Genomic DNA, 21,155 nt, shown 5'->3' on the forward strand with positions numbered 1-21,155 from the left:
TGCAGGATGGGCCCCACTGGGGCCGCGGGGTTGTCAAATAGCCCCATGAACTATGCTGGGGGTGCACCATCACGGAAAACAGCGCGATACCCATGGGCATAAAGTTCAACCAGCGGCTGTCCTACAAGCAAGCGCGCCTGACCGTTATCGTGGGTTTGATCCTGGGCACCCTGTTGAGCATGGTGCAGATATCCCTGGATTATGCCAGCAGCCGCGACCTCCTCAAAAGCCAGATTGCCTCGCTGCTGGAAGTCAGCCAGAACCCGGCGTCGCGCATTGCCTATAACATTGACCGAGAACTGGCCCTGGAGCTGACCCGAGGGCTATTGCGTTCTGAATCGATCGTCGGCGCCCGGCTGATCGACAATGACGGCACCTTGCTTGCGCAGGTCCAGCGGCCACAGGCTGAAAGCCCCTACCGTTACATCACCGATCGGCTATTTGGCAGCAGCCTGGAAGTTCAAACCACACTCTTTCTTGAGCACCTGCCTTCGGAAAAACTGGGCACCCTGCAAGTGGCAGTGGACACCGCAGCCCTTGGTGGGCGCTTTATGGAGCGCGCGGAAGTCACCCTGGTGAGTGGGTTTTTACGCACCACGCTATTTACCGCGATCTTACTGGTAATGTTTTATTTCATGCTCACCAAGCCGCTGGTGACCGTGGTGGAGCACCTGAGCCAAGCTAGCCCGGAAACACCCCAGCCCCGGCATTTAACCTATCCACCTGGCCACGAGCACGATGAGATTGGTGTACTGGTGCAGGCTGTCAATCAGCAACTAGACCGCACGGCTGCGGAGATCCGCCATCGCCACGCCGCCGAGGACCGCTTGACCGCTTACCTGGACGAGTTGGAAAGCATCGTATCGGCCCGCACCACGGAGCTGGAAGCCAGCAACCAGCGGCTGAGCCAGTCCAACCACGAGCTCGACGACGCTCGGCGTACCGCATTGGAAATGGCCCAGGCTCGGTCCGCCTTTCTGGCGAACATGAGCCATGAGATCCGCACCCCGCTCAATGGCCTACTGGGCATGATCGCCCTTACCTTGGATAGCCCGCTGGGCAACGAACAACGTCAGCAACTGAGCATCGCCCATCATTCTGGAAAAGTGCTGGTAGAGCTGCTCAACGATATTCTTGACCTGTCCAAGTTCGACGCAGGGCAATTGGAGTTGGAGCAATTGCCGTTCGACCTGTCGGTACTGGTAGAAGACACCGCCAGCCTGTTGTCTCAGAACGCCGCCCTTGATGTGGAGCTTACGTGCCTGGTGCAGCCTGGTTTTCCGACACTGGTGATAGGCGATGCGATGCGGGTTCGCCAGGTGGTGAGCAACTTGCTCTCCAATGCGCTGAAATTCACGGCCACAGGCCGTGTGGACGTGGGCTTGTCCATGGCGGGCGAGTATGTGCGCATCGAAGTTCGCGACACCGGTATCGGCATCCCCGATGACGCGCAAAGCAAGATCTTCAAGCCGTTTACCCAGGCAGGCGCGGCCATCAGCCGTCAGTTCGGCGGCACCGGCCTGGGCCTGGCCTTGACCAGCAACCTCTGTACCGCCATGCATGGCCGGCTAAGCATCAGCTCACGGGCGGGGGTTGGCAGCCGCTTTTACGCTGACCTTCCGCTGCCCGCTCAGGCCCAGGCCGCCCCTGCACCCATCCTGCAAGGCCGCGTGGTAGCGATGATCGAAGCCCAGAGCGGCCTGGCCGAACTGCTCGAGCACTACCTGCCACGCTGGGGCCTTGAATATAAGCGCTACGACATGGACCTGCCCGTGGAAGCGCTCGACCCTCTGCCAGCACTGCTGATTACCGACTGCGTAAAATGCCTGGAACGGTTACGCATGACGGTAACGGCGCCGTTGTTACTGGTCACCGCCTATGGCAATTTCTTACCCACCGAGCAGGCCCAACGCCTCGCGCCCCTCCAGCAAATGGCGCGGCCGCTGGCACGCCGGGCGCTGCTGGAGGTACTACGCAGCCACTTGGAAGAACGTAGCGCAAGCATGCCACCGACAACCCAGGGCACAAAGGCGCCAACGCACCATGCGAAAATCCTACTGGTAGAAGACAACGCAGTGAACCAACTGGTCGCCAAGGGCATGTTGAGCAAGCTCGGCTGCCAGGTAGAGGTGGCCGTCAACGGTGCCCAGGCCGTGGCAATACTGGAGGATCAGGCATTCGACTTGGTATTGATGGACTGCAATATGCCGGTGATGGATGGCTATGAAGCCACCCGCCGTATACGGCAGAACGGGCGCTGGCCCCATTTGCCGATCATTGCGCTTACCGCCAACGCCATGCCGGAAGAGCGCGAGCGCTGCAAGGCTGCGGGTATGAGCGATTACCTGGCAAAGCCTTTTCGCCGCGAGGACCTACTGGGGCTGATCGACCTCTGGGGGCCAGAGCGCCCCATTTAAACGAGCAGCGCCTCGACCGCTTCGTGTAGCTGGTCTGGCCGGGTGCTGGGCGCAAAGCGCTGCACTCGCTGCCCACTGGCATCGAACAGGAACTTAGTGAAATTCCACTTGATGCTCGTGGTGCCCATCACCCCAGGTGCCTGACCCTTGAGCGCCGTGAACAGCGGATGCGCTTGGGCACCGTTGACCTCTACCTTGCGAAACAGCGGGAAGGTGACACCGTAATTGACTTCGCAAAACTGCGAAATATCGGCTTCAGTGCCCGGCTCTTGACCACCGAACTGATTGCATGGAAACCCCAGCACCACCAACCCTTGCCCTCGGTAACGCTGCCACAGCTGCTCCAGCCCTTGGTATTGCGGGGTAAAACCACATTTGCTGGCCGTGTTGACCACCAAGTACGCACGGGCAGGGAAATCTGCGAGGCTGCGCTGGTCACCGTTGATCAGGGTGCAAGGAATGTCCACCAAGGGCGTGGCCATCAAACTCGCTCCCCGTCCACGGTTACCAATTGCAGGCATACCGAGTTGATGCAGTATCGCAAGCCGGTAGGCGGTGGGCCGTCTGGGAATACATGCCCCAGATGGGCATTACAGGTAGCACAACGTACTTCCGTGCGGATCATTCCATGGGTGGTATCGCGCAATTCGACCATGGCTTGCTCGCCAATGGGTTGGTAGAAGCTCGGCCAGCCGCAGCCTGAATCGAACTTGCTCTTGGAGTCGAACAGCGGCGTGTCGCAGCAGATGCAATGGTAGATGCCGGGGGTCTTGGTGGTATTGTACTTACCGCTGAACGGGCGCTCCGTACCGGCAAGGCGGCAGACGTTGTATTGGTCCGGGTCGAGCATTGCCCGCCATTCTTCCAGGGTTTTCTCAATCTTTTGCATGGCTTCACCTCGGCGACGTAAAAACCACCGGCGGTGGCTTTTCCGTGATAGGGACGGCACGTATGATTGTGCCTTTGATCGCTGCCAGTCTGTCACCCGCGCCTTGCTCGTTCAAACTCATTTTTCCGGCGCCTACCCGGCCGCTCTTCGGGACCTCACCATGCAGTTCAGCAAATCGAACAAGCTCGCCAACGTCTGCTACGACATTCGCGGGCCGGTACTCAAGCACGCCAAGCGTCTGGAGGAGGAAGGTCATCGCATCCTCAAGCTCAACATTGGCAACCCGGCACCCTTCGGCTTCGAGGCCCCGGAGGAAATCCTCCAGGACGTAATCCGCAACCTGCCTACCGCTCAAGGCTACAGTGACTCCAAGGGCCTGTTCAGCGCCCGCAAGGCGGTGATGCAGTACTACCAGCAAAAGCAGGTAGAAGGCGTAGGCATCGAGGACATCTACCTGGGCAACGGCGTGTCCGAGTTGATCGTGATGTCCATGCAGGCGCTGCTCAATAACGGCGACGAGGTGCTGATTCCAGCGCCCGACTATCCCTTGTGGACCGCCGCGGTAAGCCTTGCCGGGGGGCATGCGGTGCACTACCTGTGTGACGAGCAAGCCAACTGGTGGCCAGACCTGGCCGATATCGAGGCCAAGATCACCCCCAATACCAAAGCCATGGTGATCATCAACCCTAACAACCCCACCGGTGCGGTGTACGCCAAGGAGGTCTTGCTAGGGATGCTGGAGCTGGCACGCCGACACAACCTGGTGGTGTTCTCCGACGAGATCTACGACAAGATTCTCTACGACGAAGCGGTGCATATCAGCAGCGCCTCGCTGGCGCCAGACTTGCTCTGCCTGACCTTCAATGGGCTGTCCAAATCCTACCGGGTGGCAGGTTTTCGCTCCGGCTGGCTGGCCATCTCCGGGCCCAAGCACAATGCCCAGAGCTATATCGAAGGCCTGGATATCCTGGCCAACATGCGCTTGTGCGCCAACGTGCCCAGCCAACATGCCATTCAAACGGCGCTAGGTGGCTACCAAAGCATCAATGATCTTGTGCTGCCACCGGGCAGGCTGCTGGAGCAACGCAACCGTACCTGGGAGCTGCTCAACGACATCCCTGGCGTGAGCTGCGTCAAGCCCATGGGCGCGCTTTATGCGTTCCCCCGGATCGACCCCAAGGTGTGCCCAATCCTCAACGACGAAAAGTTCGTGCTCGACCTGCTGCTGTCGGAAAAACTGCTGGTGGTCCAAGGCACTGCCTTCAACTGGCCATGGCCCGATCACTTCAGGGTGGTCACCCTGCCCCGGGTGGATGACCTGGAACAGGCCATCGGGCGCATCGGGAACTTCCTGCGAAGCTACCGCCAGTGAATCGCAGCCATGTTGGCGACGGCTCCTCGTTTCTGCTGTAGGAGCTGGCGCCAGCCGGTGAACCGGGATCACGCTGCCTCCCGCTACCCCCTGTCTTTCCCTGAAACAATTTGTTTGCCGACCTTATTCAAGACAATGCCCACAAAGCTTGTAGGAAACGTCTGACGACACAGTTTGAAATAGTCGCTTGGTTGAATCGCTCCCGTGAGCGCCTTATATACCCGACTACGCTTCACACTTATCCGTCAGGAGTAATTCAACACCATGATGCGCATTCTGCTGTTCGTGGCCACCAACCTTGCGGTCGTGCTCATCGCCAGCATTACCCTGAGCCTCTTCGGCTTCAACGGCTTCATGGCGGCAAACGGAGTAGACCTCAACCTGAGTCAACTGCTGGTGTTTTGTACGGTATTCGGTTTCGCCGGGTCCATTTTCTCGTTGTTCATTTCCAAATGGATGGCGCGGGTCAGCACCGGTACCCAGGTCATTACCCAACCGCGTACCCGTCATGAGCAATGGCTGCTGCAAACCGTCGAACAATTGTCCCGAGAGGCAGGCATCAAAATGCCTGAGGTCGGTATTTTCCCAGCCTATGAAGCCAACGCCTTCGCCACCGGCTGGAACCGTAACGACGCCTTGGTCGCAGTTAGCCAGGGCCTGCTGGAGCGGTTCTCGCCCGACGAAGTCCGTGCGGTGCTGGCCCATGAGATCGGCCATGTGGCCAATGGCGACATGGTCACCCTGGCCTTGATCCAAGGCGTAGTGAACACCTTTGTGATGTTCTTCGCCCGAATCATCGGTAACTTCGTGGACAAGGTCATCTTCAAGAATGAAGAAGGCCAAGGCATGGCCTACTACATCGCAACCATCGTTGCCGAGCTGGTGCTGGGCATTCTCGCCAGTATTATCGTGATGTGGTTCTCCCGTCGCCGGGAATTCCGCGCCGATGACGCTGGCGCCCGCCTTGCAGGTAGCGGCGCCATGATTAACGCCCTGCAACGGCTGCGTGCCGAACAGCAGGGTGCGGCAGGCATGCCGGACTCCCTCACCGCCTTCGGCATCAACGGCGGCCTCAAACATGGCCTGGCCGGCCTGCTGATGAGCCATCCACCGCTGGAAGAGCGTATCGCCGCCCTACGCCAGCGGGGTTAAGCATGCATACCTATCGCCTGAAGGAGCCGCCCCGCCGCCAAGGCGCCGCGCTGTCACGCAGCAAACAGGGGTATGACGCCTGACAGCCACCCTCGCGGTGCAGCTTTCGCGAGCTACCGCTCACTGCCACACACTGATGCACCCGAAGGTTGGGCAGGTCATCGTGTAGGAGCCAGCGAAGCTGGCGAATAGGGCCGACACGTCCGCGCATGGCGCCAGTTAAAGCGGTGTAATTTAGATTTTTAAATCAATAGGTTATGTTTTGTTTGATGAGAGCGAGTAAAAGCTCGCGAAGATCCCGGACAGTTCAAACCGTAATGCACCGTTCGCCAGCTTCGCTGGTTCCTACACCCGTATATGTGACTTAAAAAAAGCCCCCGCTCTGATCGCTCAGGCGGGGGCTTTTAGTAGCGGGCTTGACGCTTAGTCTTCCCGATACCGACGCAGTTTGAGCTGCTTACCGGCAACGCGAGTGTCCTTGAGCTTGGCCAGCAGGCGGTCGAGACCGTCTTCAGGCAGCTCTACCAGGCTGAAGCTGTCACGCACCTGGATGCGGCCGATGGTTTCGCGTACCAGGCCACCTTCGTTGAGGATCGCTCCCAACAGGTTCTTGGCGGCGATACCATCACGGGCGCCCAGAGCGGTACGGCAGCGTACGCGGCCTTCACCCAATGGCATTGGCGCACGACGTTCATGACGCTCGCCGCTGCGCTCGCTGCTACGCTCACGTGGCGCGGTGGTGGGTACCAACGGCTGATCACGCTCGACGGTAGCCAGGTCCAGCGCCTGGCCATTGGTGGCCTTGCTCAGAAGCGCGGCGGCCAGGGCTTGCGGGCTGCAGCCGATGTCTGCGGTCAGGCGGTCAAGCAGCTCGCCATGACTGGCTTCGGCGTCAGCCACCAGAGGCGCGAGGCTGTTGGTCAGCTTCTTGATGCGGGCATCGAGTACAGCCTGGGCGTTAGGCAGGCGTACCTCGGTTACCTTCTGCCCAGTCACACGCTCGATCACTTGCAGCATGCGGCGCTCACGCGGGGTCACCAACAGCAGCGCGCGACCATCGCGGCCGGCACGGCCGGTACGGCCGATGCGGTGCACGTAGGATTCCGGATCGTACGGCATGTCCACGTTGAACACGTGGGTGATGCGCGGTACGTCCAGGCCACGGGCGGCTACGTCGGTGGCGACCACGATGTCCAGGCGACCGTCCTTGAGGGAGTCGATCACTCGCTCGCGTTGGTTCTGGGCAATGTCACCGTTAAGCGCGGCAGCCTTGTAGCCTTTGGCTTCCAGGGCGCTGGCCAGGTCCAGGGTCGCTTGCTTGGTACGAACGAAGGCGATCAGTGCATCGAACTCTTCGACTTCCAGCAGGCGCAGCACGGCCGGGACCTTTTGATCGGCATGAACCAGCAGGTAAGCCTGCTCGATCGCAGACACGGTCTGGGTTTTGCTCTGGATCTTGACGTGCTTGGGCTCTTTGAGGTGCCGCTCGGCGATGGCCCGGATGGAAGCAGGCAGGGTGGCCGAGAACAGCACGGTCTGACGGGTCTCAGGCATGGCCGCGAAGATCACTTCGAGGTCGTCCATGAAGCCCAGCTTGAGCATTTCGTCAGCCTCGTCGAGCACCAGGTGGTTGACGGTAGCCAGTACTTTTTCGTCGCGGCGCAGGTGGTCGCACAGGCGGCCAGGGGTGGCTACAACGATCTGAGCGCCATTACGAATGGCTTTGAGCTGCGGGCCCATGGGGGCACCGCCGTATACAGCTACGACGTTCACGCCAGGCATCTGCTTGGCATAGGTTTCGAACGCGGTAGCCACTTGCAGCGCCAACTCACGGGTTGGCGCCAGGATCAGGGCTTGCGGCTCGCGCTTGCTCGGGTCGATACGGGACAAGATCGGCAGAGCGAACGCGGCGGTTTTGCCGGTACCGGTCTGCGCCTGGCCGATCATGTCATGACCGGCGAGGATGATCGGAATCGATTGCTGCTGGATCGCGGAGGGTTCTTCGTACCCTGTGGCGATGACTGCGGCAACGATGCTTGGATGTAGTTCGAGCGCGGCGAAGCCGCCGGATTCCTGGGTCATGGGTCTGCCTCTAAGTGCATCCGCAAAGACCCATGCTCCAAAGCTGCGCATGCCGTAAGACTTCAAGAGTCACCCTGGCAACTTTGGCGGCGGGGATTTGCGAAAACGATTGATGAATGAATCGTCAGGAGAGCCCGCTAGCGCGGACGTCAGCCGAAGCTGTCTTCGGAGAGTGCTACCTAAACGTGGCCCGTTAAATGGCCGGCGCGCATCATACCTGAAAAGCTGACGGCAGGGTGAGTTTTTTCATGGGCAAGACAGCGCTGCCTCGCCTACGGCCATTGGTCGTGGCCGGTTCTGCAAGGCGCGTGTACTTTGCGCTATGAACTCAAGACGCTGGCCGCAGGGCCGCGAGCAGGTACTCCAGCGAATACCCCAAGGCCGGCGCCAAGGCGACGCAACGCTCGCGCAAGGCAGGAAGGTCCAGGTGCTGATCCAGGTCGGCAGGCACCAGCACAATCACGTTGCCTTCTTTGACCGGTAGCTCCCAGTAGTGCCGGTGGTACAAACCACGCAGCAAGGCGGCGCCCAACGGCTTACCGTCCTCCCCTGCCCACTGGTTGATCACTAGCCAGCCGCCGGGATTCAAGCGTTGCTGGCACTGCTCCAGGAAACGCCACGCCAGGTGCGCCACCCCCGGGCCCTGGTCGGTGTACAGGTCCACGAACACCAGGTCAGCGGATTCAGCGCTGGGTAACAGCTCCAGGGCATCGCCAATACGCACGTACAGCCGAGGGTCGTCGGTCAGCCCAAGGTATTGCATGGCCAACCGGGGTACGTCTGGGCGCAGTTCGATGCACTCGACGTCTTCCAAGGGCAAGTGGGCCAGGCACGCCTGGGTCAGGTTGCCCGCCCCCAGGCCCAGGAACAGCGCGGTTTCGGGATGGGCATGACACAGGGCGCCGATCAGCATGGCGCGGGTATAGTCATACTCCAGCCAAGCCGGGTCGGGCATGAATACGCAGCTCTGCTCGATGGCGGCACCGAACTCCAGGAAGCGATACTCGCCCACTTCCCAGATCCGGATAATGCCAAAGGCATCGGTGGTTTCCGCTAACAGGCGTTCATCGGTGGGCGCGTTTTGAGTCGGTTCTTCCACGGCACAGGGTTCGCTTGGAGGGAAACAGCGATTGTCCACCACGCTTTGCCAATTGACCAGCACAGCGAAGGTGCCAGCACTGAGGTAGTATTCTCCTCTTTAGCACACCTGACCTGAGGTTCTTCATGCCCGCTCCCTGGAGCCCTGACAGCTGGCGCACGGTGCCCATTCGACAACAGCCTACCTACCCTGACGCTGACCACCTGGCACGGGTAGAGCAGACCCTGGCGGGTTTCCCGCCCTTGGTATTCGCGGGCGAGGCCCGTGAGCTGCGCCGACAGTTCGCCGAAGTCACCCAGGGCCGAGCCTTTTTGCTTCAGGGCGGCGACTGCGCCGAAAGCTTCGCCGAGTTTTCCGCCGCCAAGATCCGCGACACCTTTAAGGTGTTACTGCAAATGGCAGTGGTCATGACCTTCGCGGCAGGTTGCCCGGTGGTAAAGGTGGGGCGCATGGCCGGCCAGTTCGCCAAGCCGCGCTCAGGCAATGACGAGACCCAGGGCGCCCTTACCCTACCCGCCTACCGCGGCGACATCGTCAATGGCATCGGCTTCGACGCCGCCAGCCGCACGCCCGACCCTGAGCGCCTGATGCAGGCCTACCATCAGTCCACCGCCAGCCTCAACCTGCTGCGTGCCTTCGCCCAAGGCGGCTTTGCCGACCTGCACCAGGTACACAAATGGAACCTGGATTTCATCGCAGGCTCCGCGTTAGGCGACAAATACCACCGCCTGGCTGACCGTATCGACGAAAGCCTGGGCTTTATGCGGGCGTGCGGCCTGGATAATCTGCCGCAACTGCGCGAAACCAATTTCTTTACCGCCCACGAAGCCCTGCTGCTCAATTACGAACAGGCCTTCGTGCGTAGGGACAGCCTGACCAATGACTGGTATGACTGCTCGGCCCATATGCTGTGGATCGGCGACCGCACCCGGCAGTTGGACGGGGCCCATGTTGAATTCCTGCGTGGGGTTAACAACCCTATCGGGGTGAAGGTAGGCCCGAGCATGGACGGCGAGGAGCTGATCCGCCTGATTGACATACTCAACCCTGAAAACGACCCTGGGCGCTTGAACCTGATCGTGCGCATGGGGGCGGGTAAGGTGGGCGATCATCTGCCTCGGCTGCTACGTACCGTGCAGCGCGAAGGTAAGCAAGTGCTGTGGAGCTGCGACCCGATGCATGGCAATACGATCAAGGCCAGCAGTGGCTACAAGACCCGGGATTTTGCGCAGATTCTCGAAGAGGTGAAGGATTTCTTCCAGGTCCATCAGGCAGAAGGTACCTACGCCGGCGGCATTCATATCGAAATGACCGGGCAGAATGTCACTGAATGCATCGGCGGCTCCCGGCCCATCACCGAAGACGGGTTGTCTGATCGCTACCATACCCACTGCGACCCGCGCATGAATGCCGATCAGTCCCTGGAGTTGGCGTTTATGATCGCCGAAACCCTCAAAGGCGTGCGTCGCGACCGCTAGATGCCTCCTTGCCCCCTGCCTGGCACCTGAAGTGCCAGGCCTCTTCACACCTTCAATGCCAACAACAGCGCGCACAGCAGCAGAAAACCACAGAAGGCCAGGCGCAGGGTGCGCTCGGGCAAAGCATAGGCAATGCGTACGCCCCAACTGATGCTGAGCAGCCCACCCACCGCCATGGCAGCCCCCATGGGCCAGTTCACATGCTGGTGCAACGCGTAGGTGACCAAGGTAATGCTGGTGCTTGGTGCCGCCAATGCCAGCGACAACCCTTGAGCAACCACTTGAGAGGCACCAAACACTGCGGTCAGTACAGGCGTGGCTACCACCGCGCCACCTACCCCGAACAACCCCCCCATCAGCCCGGCGAAGCCGCCCAGGGCGCCGAGCCAGGGCCAGCCATGTTTGAGCACTGGTGACGGGGTGGCGGGCCGGGCCACCAGACGAGCAACGTTAAGCCCCGCCATCAGCAGCAAAAAGCCTACGAACCCTTTGCGCATAAGCACCGCGTCCAGCCCCACCGCCAGCAGAGAGCCCAGCCAGGCGCATAACAGGCCGCCAGCACCCAAGGCCAAGGCGTTGCGAGGGTCAATGCGGTTGCGCTGGTGGTAGCGCCATAATGCCAACAGCACATTGGGCACTACCATGACCAGGGCGGTACCCTGCGCCAGCTGTTGGTCCAGCCCGAACAACAACCCCAGGGCCGGTATGGCGATCAGCCCTCCTCCGATGCCGAACACCCCGCCCAAGGTCCCTAATACCGCGCCAAAGGCTATATACCCCACCCATTCCAGCATGGCACCGCCCTTAAAAATTTTGCATCGTACGGCAAATGAACATTTAACGAACTTCTGAATGCCCGCATGGTTCGAAATTTTAGGTTGCTTGCTACATGAAAACCTAAAGCCGGCATGGATTGAATGGCACACTAAATACACGAGCACCACTATTTTTTAGTCATTCGACATCAAGGATCAGCATGAAAGCCGAACATTCTTCTAAACAGGCGGCCGATTCCGGCGATCACTTGTTGCTGGATAACCAGCTTTGTTTCGCCTTGTACTCCACCTCGTTATTGATGACCAAGCTTTACAAGCCCTTACTCAGCAAACTCGGGCTGACCTACCCCCAATACCTGGCGATGCTTGTGCTCTGGGAGCGTGACGGCATGACCGTGGGGGAAATCAGCACCCGACTGCTAACGGACCCGGGCTCGCTCACACCGTTGCTAAAGCGTTTGGAAAGCATTGGCTTGCTCAGCCGCACCCGTAGCAAGGAAGACGAGCGTGTAGTCATCGTCAACCTCACGGCTGAGGGGCGTCGCCTTCAAAATGAAGCACAGGCAATCCCCGCATGCGTCTCTGGCGCCCTGGCGCTGGAGCCACCTGAACTGAAAGGCCTACAGGCACAACTGTTAGAAATGCGCGGGCGTTTGCAGGATAACGTATAGCAGCGACTTTAAACTGGGTCGCTTGAACAGGGCCCACTCTTACATGGCAATGCCGTTCATCGACTGCCTAAAGCCTGCCTTGCAACCAAGGCTCAACGACGTTAGATTGCCCTGGTATTTTATTTAGAACACTAAATAAAGGCACTCAAACAAAGGTAATGACCATGCAAACGCTTTATGTAGCTTCTGCCACCTCCACTGGCGGCCGTGACGGCCGTTCTACCTCCAGCGATGGCGCGCTGGATGTCAGCCTGTCCACTCCGAAAGGCCTGGGCGGCGCGGGTGGCAGCGGTACCAACCCTGAGCAATTGTTCGCGGCGGGCTACTCGGCTTGCTTTATCGGCGCTTTGAAATTCGTGGCTGGCCAGCAAAAACGCAGCCTGCCAGCGGACACCACCGTTGCCGCAGACGTGGGCATTGGGCAGATCGAAGGCGGCTTTGGTTTGGATATCGACTTGAAGATCAGCCTGCCAGGGTTGGCCCAAGCCGAGGCCCAAGCACTGGCAGACGCGGCACATAACGTATGCCCGTACTCTAACGCTACCCGTAACAACGTCGACGTGCGCCTACACGTATCGGTGTAAGGCCCAGCTAGTGCTACACATAAAAAACCCGGCAAGCGCCGGGTTTTTCGTCGCTGTACGAAGATTACTTCGCACGGCCTTTGTAGGAACCGCCATCACGGGTGTCGATTTCAATCAGGTCGCCGATTTCGATGAAGTCCGCAACCGACAGCTCGGTGCCGTTCTTCAGCTTGGCTGGCTTCATGACCTTGCCGGAGGTATCACCGCGAGCAGAGCCTTCGGTGTAATCCACCTGACGCACGATAGTGGTCGGCAACTCCACGGATACCAGACGGCCTTCGAAGAAGACCGCTTCGCAGACGTCGGTCATGCCTTCTTCGATGAACGGCAGAACGGCCTCGATGTCTTCAGCGTTCAACTCATACATGGTGTAGTCGGTGGTGTCCATGAAGGTGTAGCTGTCACCACTGATGAAGGACAGGGTGGCTTCCTTGCGGTCCAAAATTACGTCGTCCAGCTTGTCGTCGGCCGAGTACACGGTCTCGGTCTTGTAGCCGGTCAGCAGGTTTTTCAGCTTGGTCTTCATGATCGCGCTGTTACGACCAGACTTGGTGAATTCAGCCTTCTGTACCAGCCAAGGATCGTTGTCGATCCGCAGGACGGTACCGGGTTTGAGCTCTTTACCAGTTTTCATTACGCAATTCCGAATAGAGGTGGTGACGTGTCGTAGCCGCGTATCATAGCGAATTTCGGGAAAACTGCACCAGCGCCGTGGCAAGGTTCGGGCGATTGGCCAGCTTATCGCTCCATTGGCGGGCATGAGCCTCCACAGCGCGCCAGTGTGGCTCAAGGCCTTCCCACGCCAGGCCTACGTCCCCATTCATGTTCCAGGCGCGCCACAGAGCCGTTAGCGCGTCACCAGCGGCGGGTGGCAAATCCTGGGTATAGAGTTCAAGAAAGGCTTCGAGTTTTTCCCAGTGGGCATAGTCATCCTGGGTGTAGATGTGCCAGAGCATGGGCCGTGCCGCCCATTGCGCCCGTACGAACGAATCTTCGCCCCGTACCGCATTGAAATCGCAGGCCCACAGTAGCTTGTCGTAGGTATTCTGGGGCATGAACGGCAGCACCTGGAGGGTCAATGCCCGCCGCGTGAAGGTATCGCCTACGCTCAAGTGGGTACCAGCCCACCCCTGTACGTCAGCCAGCACCCGCCCTTCGGGCACCAGCATATGGGTCGGCTGGGCGCTGTCAGCCAACGCGTCCAACCACCCCGCCAACCCAGGGTTTTCGTAGGCGAACAGCGAAATCACTCGCGCCTCGGGCCTGGTCTGCACCCCAAGTTGCTGCCATAAATCCTGCCGGGCTTGTGCGCTGCTCTGGAAGCTGTCTCGCTCGCTCAATAGGCCCTGCTCCCTCAGCAAGCCGCCAGTGTCGTCGCGAAACCCAGGGAAAAAGAAAAATTTGCGCACGTTGCCGGACTTTATCGAAGGCAAGCCATGACACCCGCCCACCCATGCTTCTGCGCTCAGGTACTCGAGGTTGATCCACAGCGCCGGAGCAGGCCGCGTAGCCAGGGCAGCTTCATAGGGCTCCGGCAACTTGCAACCGAACGCTTCGATGACCACCCTGGCGGTAGAAAGCTCGACCCAGGCCTGGGGCCAGTGGCGCACGCTCACGCCTTCGATCAATTGCGCATCAGCCCTAGGGTCGGCTTGCGGGCACAGGCGTGCGAAGGCAGTGAGGTCGTCAATCCACAGCCGCACCCGCAAGCCGTGTTCATTGACCAGTTGACGTGCCAACCGCCAAGTCACCCCGGCATCGCCGAAGTTGTCTACCACCTTACAAAAAATATCCCAACCGCTGTCCATGGTGCGCCTACCGGCCCTGTGACAAAGGTGCGAATTGTGGGGCGGGCACCCCCCGCGGGTAAAGCCTGTCGGCTGTGCCACAATAGGCTTATGCCACGGGAGCCTTATTATGTCCGACACCCTTGCTCGCCATACCCCGCCCTCTTCCAGGCCCAGCCTTGGGCTGGTGCTGTCTATCGCCTTGGGCCTATGGCTAGGGCTGGCGCTGACCTTCGCCAGTGGCTGGCTGATATGGCGCTATGGCTATGGCGCACCACCTTTGTTCGCGATAACGGTGCCCGTCACGGTCGCTGGCCCCACGGTTGAGGCAGCTCCACGCCGCTCAGAACCGGCGCCATCCCGTAGCCCTGCCCCAGCACAGCCTATAGGTGCCGATACCGCGCCGATGTTCGACCAATACCAACAAAACCTACGCCAACAGGACGAGCGCGAAGCCGAAGCCGCCGCTCGTGTCAATCCAGCCAACCAAAGCAATGCCGCCTGTCAGTTCTGGCTACAACAGGCTCAAACCGCGCCCAGCGACCACAGCCGCGAGCAGGTGGCCACGCTATGCCGATGATGGATAAAACCCAGCTGCACCGGTTGATAGTAGCGGCCCTGGAGCGGGACTTGGAGGTGGCTCAACGGGCGGCACAAACGGCTTATGAAACCGCGACCCACGAGGAGAATATCGCCGAAAACAAGTACGACACCCTGGGCCTGGAAGCTTCTTACCTGGCCACCGGGCAGGCGCGGCGCATGGCGGAAATTGCCCAGGCGTTGCATCGCCTGCGCGAACTCTCTGTACCGAACCACCAGCCAGAACGAGGCATTCAGCTTGGCGACTATATCGAGCTGGAAACCTCGGAAGGCCAAACCCGCACGTTGTTCCTTGGCCCGGATGCCGCGGGGCTGGTGGTCAATGCCCAAGGCCACGCCGTAACGGTCATTACCCCGCATGCCCCCCTTGGCCGCGCCTTGGTCGGCAAACACGTGGGTGATGAAATCAGCGTGGCGGTCGCGGGCAAGGCCCAGGATTACTACATCGCGCTGGTGTGCTAATCGCAAGCGCAGTTGAGGCCTTACGTAGCAGCAGGCCTTGGCGCCACCGCGTTGCCGCGACCGCCTCGGCATCGTGTTGAGCGGGTCGCGAGCAAGCTCGGCTGCTACGGGAACCTACAGGCCATACCGTACAGCCTGGCTTGCCAGCGACCGGCACTCGCGCGCTTAGCTCGCTTGTGCGATGAGGATCAGGGCGGTAGCTACAGAAAGTTGAACACACTCATTGCAAAGGCTTGCAGGGCATGAAAACCATACTGATCATTGGCATAGGCGCGGGCAACCCAGACCACATTACCCTCCAGGCCATAAAGGCACTCAACCAGGTAGACGTGTTCTTCCTGTTGGATAAGGGCCCGCACAAGCAGGCGCTAAACCAGCTGCGCCACACCCTGCTCGCTCAACACATCACCCATCAAAACTACCGCGTTGTGGAAAGCCCGAGCCCGGAGCGCCAGCGGGCGGGCGATGATTACCTGAATACGGTCGAACACCTCAACGCCGAAAAGCAGGGCCTGTTCGAGCACTTGATCACGCACGAGCTCAAGGACAATGAGTGCGGAGCGTTTCTGGCGTGGGGGGACCCTTCGTTATACGACAGCACCCTTCGCATCATGAACGCGATCATCGAGAGCGGGCGCCATCAGCTCAGCTACGAGGTCATCCCGGGAATCACCAGCGTTCAAACCCTGGCCGCCCGGCACAAGGTGCCCCTTAACCAGATCGGGCAGCCTATTGAAATCACCACAGGCCGCCGCCTGGCCCGAGAGCTGCCGGATAATGCAGACAGTGTGGTGGTGATGCTGGACGCTGAGCAGGCCTTCAAACACTGGGTGGACCGAGACTTGGATATCTACTGGGGCGCCTACCTGGGCACGGCAGATGAAGTGCTGATCGCTGGCAGGTTAGAAGACGTGGCCTGGGAGATTGAACAGGTTCGCGCTCAAGCTCGCCTGGCCAAGGGCTGGATCATGGATACCTATTTGCTCAAGCGCCGGCAGCCCAAACGAAAAACCCCGTGAGCACCAAGTTACTGGCAGTCACGGGGCTTTCTGTATGTGGCGGTGAGGAAGGGATTCGAACCCTTGATACAGTTTCCTGTATACACACTTTCCAGGCGTGCTCCTTCAACCACTCGGACACCTCACCGAAGCTCTTCACACCGTCAGTGTGTCGAGGCGCGCTAATGTAGTCGAAAGCGTTCTCGATGGCAAAGCTTTTTTTGATGGTTTTCATGCGGTTAAGCCAAACGGCGTATAGACGCGCTTCAATAAGCCCTGTGCAAGTGACCGGCCGGTCAACCATTAGCCTTTACCGCAGGCGGGGTGCTAGGTAACGTTTGCCACCTCGCCCCTTTTAAGAGACTGCTTTATGCCTGACTTGATCGACTATCGCTTGGCCAATGGCGTTGCCACGCTGACCCTCGACAACGGCAAGGTCAATGCCATTTCCCCTGAGTTGATCGAGGCGTTCAACCGCGCGCTGGACCAGGCCGAGGCAGACCATGCCGTGGTGGTGATCACCGGTCAGCCGGGCATTCTCTCTGGCGGCTATGACTTGAAAGTTATGACCGCCGGGCCACAACAGGCGCTGGACCTGGTTACGGCAGGCTCAACCCTTACCCGCCGCTTGCTCGCTCACCCTATGCCGGTGATCGTCGCCTGTAGCGGCCATGCGGTAGCCAAGGGTGCCTTTCTGCTATTGGCAGTGGACTACCGCATTGGCGTGGAAGGCCCCTATCACATTGGCCTGAACGAGGTGATGATCGGCATGACCATGCACCAGGCCGGTATTGAGTTGGCCCGTGACCGACTACGTCGCTCCGCCTTCCAGCGGGCGGTGATTTGCGCGGAAATGTTCGACCCTCAAGGGGCCCTGAGCGCAGGTTTTCTGGATGAAGTGGTAAGCGTGGAAACATTGCCCGCGGCGATCGAAAAGGCCGCGCAGCGGCTCAAAAACCTAAACGCCCTGGCCCACCGCAACACCAAGCTGAAGGTACGCAAGCCGCTGCTGGACACCCTGGACCAAGCCATTGCCCTGGACCGTGAGCAATTCAAGGTGGGCTAAGCGGCCACGTGAGCGATGTCATTTGCCGCTGGGTTAACCCAATCGTAAACTGCCTGGCTTTGCATCGAGAGTCGTCGGGCATGCTGTATATCCTTCGCATGGGCTTGCTGGGCCTGCACTTTCTGCTGGTTGGCCTGCTGGGCTTGCTGGTGGGCCTGGCGCGGCCCTTCAACTCAGACAACAACCGTATTTTCGCGCGCCTGTATAGCCGCCCTGCCCTGGCATTGTTCGGGCTGCGGCTAGACGCGGACGTTGAGCCACTGCATGACCAACCGCCTGGGTTCGTGATCATCGCCAACCATCAATCGAACTACGATGTGTTCTTTCTAGGCTCCATCGTGCCGCGACGCATGGCATGTATCGGTAAGAAGAGCCTCGGCTGGGTGCCCTTGTTCGGCCAACTGTTCTGGCTGGGCGGCAATGTGTTGCTCAACCGCGATAACGCCTATCAGGCCCGGCGCGCGCTGCAAACCACCAGCCGTGTATTGCGTGACCAGCACACCTCCATCTGGATCTTCCCTGAAGGCACGCGCAACCCTGGCCAGCGCCTGCTGCCCTTTAAAAAGGGCGCCTTTACCATGGCCATTGATGCCGGCGTGCCCATCGTGCCGGTGTGCACGGGCCGCTACCTGAACAGCCTGAACTTCAACCGCTTGCACAGCGGCAACATTCGCGTAAGAGCCCTGGCGCCGATCCCTACCCAGGGCCTGACCACCCAGGATATTCCCGCGCTGATGGCGCACTGTCAGCAGGCCATGCAGGCCTGCATCGACGAGCTATCGGCGGGCACTGAACTGCCGGCTCAGGCGCCACTCTGATCAGGCGTTACCAGCCGAGAGCCACCCACCATGGGCCGAGTCGTTGCGGCAGCCGCGTATAGCGCGGGCAAAAAAATTACCGATATCAAGGTCCAGGATGGTCGCAAATGGGCCTGCCAGCCGGGCCATTTCGTCTGGATTGGCCTGGAAGAACCAGACGCCGCCACGCTCTCGTTGCTTCAAAGCGAGTTCGGCTTGCATGAACTTGCCATCGAGGACGCACTGGAGCGGCATAGCCGGCCCAAGCTGGAAACCTTCGGTGATGCGCTGTTTATCGTGACCTACTCCCCGGTGCGGCAAGGCGGGGTGCTGGAGTTTATCGAAACCCATATCTTCGCGGGCGAAGGCTATGTGATCACGTGCCGCAACGGCCATTCCGCGTCCTACTCGCTGGTACGCCAACGGTGCGAGGCGCGGCCATTGCTGCTGGAGCACGGCGAAGACTTTGTGCTGTACGCCATCCTGGATTTCGTTACCGAGAACTACCAGCCAGTGACCGAAAGCATTCACCAGGAAATCGAAGCCCTGGAACATAATGTACTGAGCCAGGCACTGAACGAAAAGGACATTCAGTGCTTGCATGGGCTGCGACGAGACCTGCTACGGATGCGTCGCTACCTTGCGCCGATGGTTGAGATCAGTGAGGAACTGCAACGGCTGGATTTTCCCTTTATCGACCACAACATGAGCCCGTATTTTCGCGACGTGCAAATTCATGTGAATCGCCAGATGGAAGACCTTACTGGCATTCGTGACATTGCTAGCCAAACCATCGAGATCGGCATGTTGCTGGAGTCTGCCCGGCAGAGCGTCACTCAGCGCAAGTTCGGTGCCTGGGCGGCTATTCTGGCCTTCCCCACGGCCATCGCCGGGATCTACGGCATGAACTTTCAGAACATGCCCGAGCTGAACTGGCATTACGGCTATTTTGCCGTGCTTGGGGTGATCGCCGCTGGCTGTACCGGGCTGTACGTGAGCTTCAAACGCTCCGGTTGGCTGTAGGCGGCTTTCACGCCACGTTGGCCTTCGGCGCCGCCACGAAACGCATCATCCATTCGGCCACGGTTGCGCCATCGTGGTTATGGGCCAGGCTATCGAAGGCAGCCTGGTACACCTGGTCACCCAAGTGCTGCCGGCGCACCTCAAGCAATGCCTTGGAATAGTCACTGACAAACTCTGGGTGGCCCTGGAAGCACAGCACCTGGTCATTGAGCTGGTAAGCGGCATACTGGCAGAACTCACTAGAGGCTACCAGGGTGGCGCCTTCCGGCAACCGGGTGACTTGGTCTTGGTGGCTGATCAGCAAGGTCAAGCCTTCGGCTGGCGGCGTCATCCAGGGCGCCTCGCCGTGCAACTGATAGCGGTGAGTCCCCACACCCCAGCCCTGTTCCGCTCGTTGCGCGTTCCCGCCCAGCAGCAAGGCCAGCAACTGATGCCCGAAGCATACCCCCAACAACTTGTCACCCCGGGCATAGCGGTCGAGCAGGAAGGCTTTAAGGGGCGCGATCCAGGGATCATCGCCGAAGGCGTCCGCCTTGCTGCCCGTGACCAGATACGCATCGTAGCGCTCATCTTCAGCCGGGTAGTGACCGTCTACCACGTTGAACACCTCGAAATCCGCAGCGATGGGCTGGCGGGAAAACAGCGCTTTAAACATGGCCCCGTAACCGGAGTACTGCTCGACCAGCTCTGGGCGAATGTGGTCAGTTTCGAGAATGCAGATACGCAACGGCATGAAGATCGGTCTCGGTTCGAAACAAGCGGGAGTGCTTGGCGCAAGCCTGCATCCGATTGGCTGTTAAAGCAAGCCAACTGGCGGACGAACGGTCATAGACATAAATCGCTTGCTCAGCCTGTCTACATCAGGCGACTGAAACGATACGGCAATGAGTTTCAGGGTAGTTTGGCTTAAAAATGTGCCAAAAATTGCCAGATGGCTCTAGACAGTTCATCTGTGGCTTCTACATTTAACAATGTTCCGGTTGCGCGGGGGCTATCGCCTGTGCACCGCGACCAGCCAATAGGCAGTGAAGCCGCTCTGGGCCACGGGGACGGCGCTGGTCAACAACAAGAAAGGCTCGATGTCATGTTCAAGCATCCTAAGTTCCGTCAGGCAGGGTTGATCGTTTTCGCAACGACCTTGCTGCTGATCCTGCCCAACCTAGGGCGTGTCTTCGGTTAACCTGTTTCAGGTCAATAGCCTGACACCAGTAAGCCCCATTACGCAGGCCACAGCCGAGCTCGGCCAAACATCCGCATACTTACCAGCATAAGTGATCTGGCGATGCTGATGTTTCTAGCTATTAAGCAAATAGCCATAACCCATTTCACGCACCCGAGGTGGGTGGGCACAATTAAGCCATGCCCGGCCAAATTTGCCGGCACCTGAACTTCCCATTAGGCCACCCCAACGGTGGCCTTTTTTTGGGCAGGGTAAAAGAAGGGCCCGTGGAGGGTTCAGGCGTGCAGGCGCGGCAACCGGTGCTTTACGCCCCAGCCTTCGATCTCGCCGCCCAGCAGCTCTACCACACACTCAAAATCGTGCTCGAACGCGCCTATGCCCGAATACGTGGCGTACATCAACTTCGATAGCTCAAGGTTCCAAGCGCCGTCGGGGCGTTCCATTACCTGGGCGTTGAGGGACTCCCCGCGAAACTGCCCTGCCGCCTCGCGCGCGCGGCATTCGTCCGGAAAGACCGCATAGAACTCAATCGGGTGGATGCTAGCGAAATCGAACCCGCCTTCTTTCATCTGGCGTAACAGTGCGCTGCTGATGTCTTCCTGGTAGGCATTGCTCATGTCTCGTCCTCCTAAAGCAAGGGATAGACTCTCCGTGTGGCCGCCTGGGCGGTCACTTGCATGAAGCGTTCAACGGGAAACATTTAGCGTTGCCGGCAATCAAGA

At 59.6% G+C, this 21,155-nt stretch carries 21 protein-coding genes and 1 tRNA gene; 12 read left to right on the top strand and 10 right to left on the bottom strand.

Features of this window, described 5'->3' with window-relative positions:
* Positions 1-92: 92 nt before the first annotated feature.
* Positions 93-2,417 (top strand): response regulator, encoded by a 2,325-nt coding sequence (locus ACWKV4_RS08290; RefSeq protein WP_483831597.1) that lies wholly within the window; start codon positions 93-95, stop codon positions 2,415-2,417.
* On the opposite strand, the gene ACWKV4_RS08295 is transcribed toward ACWKV4_RS08290, so the two are convergent.
* Together ACWKV4_RS08295 and msrB are read right to left on the bottom strand one after the other, a co-directional pair.
* The gene (locus ACWKV4_RS08295) at positions 2,414-2,899 is read right to left on the bottom strand and encodes a glutathione peroxidase (protein ID WP_483831598.1); all 486 of its coding nucleotides are present in this window, start codon (positions 2,897-2,899) and stop codon (positions 2,414-2,416) included. The two genes, ACWKV4_RS08290 and ACWKV4_RS08295, sit on opposite strands and share 4 nt — an antisense overlap.
* On the bottom strand, positions 2,899-3,306 hold the full coding sequence (gene msrB, locus ACWKV4_RS08300) for a peptide-methionine (R)-S-oxide reductase MsrB (protein ID WP_483831599.1): 408 nt from the start codon (positions 3,304-3,306) through the stop codon (positions 2,899-2,901). The genes ACWKV4_RS08295 and msrB overlap by 1 nt, the downstream gene beginning before the upstream one ends.
* 160 nt (positions 3,307-3,466) lie before the next feature.
* On the opposite strand from msrB, the gene ACWKV4_RS08305 reads away from it, so the two are divergent.
* Together ACWKV4_RS08305 and htpX are read left to right on the top strand one after the other, a co-directional pair.
* Positions 3,467-4,678 carry a pyridoxal phosphate-dependent aminotransferase gene (locus ACWKV4_RS08305; RefSeq protein WP_483831600.1) on the top strand — a complete coding sequence of 404 codons (1,212 nt, stop codon included), beginning with the start codon at positions 3,467-3,469 and terminating at the stop codon, positions 4,676-4,678.
* 264 nt (positions 4,679-4,942) lie between these two features.
* Positions 4,943-5,830 carry a protease HtpX gene (htpX, locus tag ACWKV4_RS08310; protein WP_483831601.1) on the top strand — a complete coding sequence of 296 codons (888 nt, stop codon included), beginning with the start codon at positions 4,943-4,945 and terminating at the stop codon, positions 5,828-5,830.
* A gap of 423 nt (positions 5,831-6,253) precedes the next feature.
* On the opposite strand, the gene ACWKV4_RS08315 is transcribed toward htpX, so the two are convergent.
* Both ACWKV4_RS08315 and ACWKV4_RS08320 read right to left on the bottom strand, forming a co-directional pair.
* On the bottom strand, positions 6,254-7,912 hold the full coding sequence (locus ACWKV4_RS08315; protein ID WP_483831602.1) for a DEAD/DEAH box helicase: 1,659 nt from the start codon (positions 7,910-7,912) through the stop codon (positions 6,254-6,256).
* 328 nt (positions 7,913-8,240) lie between these two features.
* The gene (locus ACWKV4_RS08320) at positions 8,241-9,011 is read right to left on the bottom strand and encodes a spermidine synthase (protein ID WP_483831603.1); all 771 of its coding nucleotides are present in this window, start codon (positions 9,009-9,011) and stop codon (positions 8,241-8,243) included.
* Between the two features lie 125 nt (positions 9,012-9,136).
* On the opposite strand from ACWKV4_RS08320, the gene ACWKV4_RS08325 reads away from it, so the two are divergent.
* Positions 9,137-10,489, top strand: coding sequence for a class II 3-deoxy-7-phosphoheptulonate synthase (locus tag ACWKV4_RS08325; RefSeq protein WP_483831604.1), 1,353 nt, complete (start codon positions 9,137-9,139; stop codon positions 10,487-10,489).
* Positions 10,490-10,533: 44 nt separating this feature from the next.
* Here the strand turns inward: ACWKV4_RS08325 and ACWKV4_RS08330 are convergent, their stop codons facing one another.
* Positions 10,534-11,283, bottom strand: coding sequence for a sulfite exporter TauE/SafE family protein (locus tag ACWKV4_RS08330; RefSeq protein ID WP_483831605.1), 750 nt, complete (start codon positions 11,281-11,283; stop codon positions 10,534-10,536).
* Positions 11,284-11,465: 182 nt separating this feature from the next.
* On the opposite strand from ACWKV4_RS08330, the gene ACWKV4_RS08335 reads away from it, so the two are divergent.
* Positions 11,466-11,936, top strand: coding sequence for a MarR family winged helix-turn-helix transcriptional regulator (locus tag ACWKV4_RS08335; RefSeq protein ID WP_483831606.1), 471 nt, complete (start codon positions 11,466-11,468; stop codon positions 11,934-11,936).
* A 164-nt stretch (positions 11,937-12,100) separates the two neighbouring features.
* On the top strand, positions 12,101-12,520 hold the full coding sequence (locus ACWKV4_RS08340; RefSeq protein ID WP_483831607.1) for an organic hydroperoxide resistance protein: 420 nt from the start codon (positions 12,101-12,103) through the stop codon (positions 12,518-12,520).
* Between the two features lie 64 nt (positions 12,521-12,584).
* Here ACWKV4_RS08340 and ACWKV4_RS08345 read toward each other — a convergent pair whose 3' ends face one another.
* A complete protein-coding gene (locus ACWKV4_RS08345; RefSeq protein ID WP_483831608.1) occupies positions 12,585-13,154 on the bottom strand; it encodes an elongation factor P in 570 nt (189 codons plus the stop codon).
* 43 nt (positions 13,155-13,197) lie between these two features.
* Complete coding sequence (gene earP / locus ACWKV4_RS08350) at positions 13,198-14,328, bottom strand: elongation factor P maturation arginine rhamnosyltransferase EarP (protein WP_483831609.1); 1,131 nt, start codon at positions 14,326-14,328, stop codon at positions 13,198-13,200.
* Positions 14,329-14,437: 109 nt separating this feature from the next.
* Between earP and ACWKV4_RS08355 the strand changes: the two genes are divergently transcribed.
* The 3 genes from ACWKV4_RS08355 to cobF all read left to right on the top strand — a co-directional run bounded on the left by ACWKV4_RS08355 (position 14,438) and on the right by cobF (position 16,388).
* Positions 14,438-14,887 (top strand): hypothetical protein, encoded by a 450-nt coding sequence (locus tag ACWKV4_RS08355; protein ID WP_483831610.1) that lies wholly within the window; start codon positions 14,438-14,440, stop codon positions 14,885-14,887.
* Complete coding sequence (locus ACWKV4_RS08360; protein ID WP_483831727.1) at positions 14,887-15,369, top strand: GreA/GreB family elongation factor; 483 nt, start codon at positions 14,887-14,889, stop codon at positions 15,367-15,369. The genes ACWKV4_RS08355 and ACWKV4_RS08360 overlap by 1 nt, the downstream gene beginning before the upstream one ends.
* A gap of 242 nt (positions 15,370-15,611) precedes the next feature.
* Positions 15,612-16,388, top strand: a complete 777-nt coding sequence (cobF, locus tag ACWKV4_RS08365) for a precorrin-6A synthase (deacetylating) (RefSeq protein WP_483831611.1) — start codon at positions 15,612-15,614, stop codon at positions 16,386-16,388.
* Positions 16,389-16,425: 37 nt separating this feature from the next.
* Here the strand turns inward: cobF and ACWKV4_RS08370 are convergent.
* A tRNA-Ser gene (locus tag ACWKV4_RS08370) sits at positions 16,426-16,515 on the bottom strand.
* A gap of 222 nt (positions 16,516-16,737) precedes the next feature.
* Here ACWKV4_RS08370 and ACWKV4_RS08375 point away from each other — a divergent pair.
* The 3 genes from ACWKV4_RS08375 to ACWKV4_RS08385 all read left to right on the top strand — a co-directional run bounded on the left by ACWKV4_RS08375 (position 16,738) and on the right by ACWKV4_RS08385 (position 19,253).
* A complete protein-coding gene (locus ACWKV4_RS08375; protein WP_483831612.1) occupies positions 16,738-17,433 on the top strand; it encodes a crotonase/enoyl-CoA hydratase family protein in 696 nt (231 codons plus the stop codon).
* A gap of 80 nt (positions 17,434-17,513) precedes the next feature.
* Positions 17,514-18,251 (top strand): lysophospholipid acyltransferase family protein, encoded by a 738-nt coding sequence (locus ACWKV4_RS08380; RefSeq protein WP_483831613.1) that lies wholly within the window; start codon positions 17,514-17,516, stop codon positions 18,249-18,251.
* A gap of 30 nt (positions 18,252-18,281) precedes the next feature.
* Positions 18,282-19,253, top strand: a complete 972-nt coding sequence (locus tag ACWKV4_RS08385) for a magnesium and cobalt transport protein CorA (RefSeq protein WP_483831614.1) — start codon at positions 18,282-18,284, stop codon at positions 19,251-19,253.
* Between the two features lie 7 nt (positions 19,254-19,260).
* Here the strand turns inward: ACWKV4_RS08385 and ACWKV4_RS08390 are convergent, their stop codons facing one another.
* Together ACWKV4_RS08390 and ACWKV4_RS08395 are read right to left on the bottom strand one after the other, a co-directional pair.
* Positions 19,261-19,986 carry an amidotransferase gene (locus ACWKV4_RS08390; RefSeq protein ID WP_483831615.1) on the bottom strand — a complete coding sequence of 242 codons (726 nt, stop codon included), beginning with the start codon at positions 19,984-19,986 and terminating at the stop codon, positions 19,261-19,263.
* A gap of 722 nt (positions 19,987-20,708) precedes the next feature.
* Positions 20,709-21,050, bottom strand: a complete 342-nt coding sequence (locus tag ACWKV4_RS08395; protein ID WP_483831616.1) for a ribonuclease E inhibitor RraB — start codon at positions 21,048-21,050, stop codon at positions 20,709-20,711.
* Positions 21,051-21,155 lie beyond the last annotated feature (105 nt).

It is taken from the genome of Pseudomonas artemisiae, from assembly GCF_057128685.1.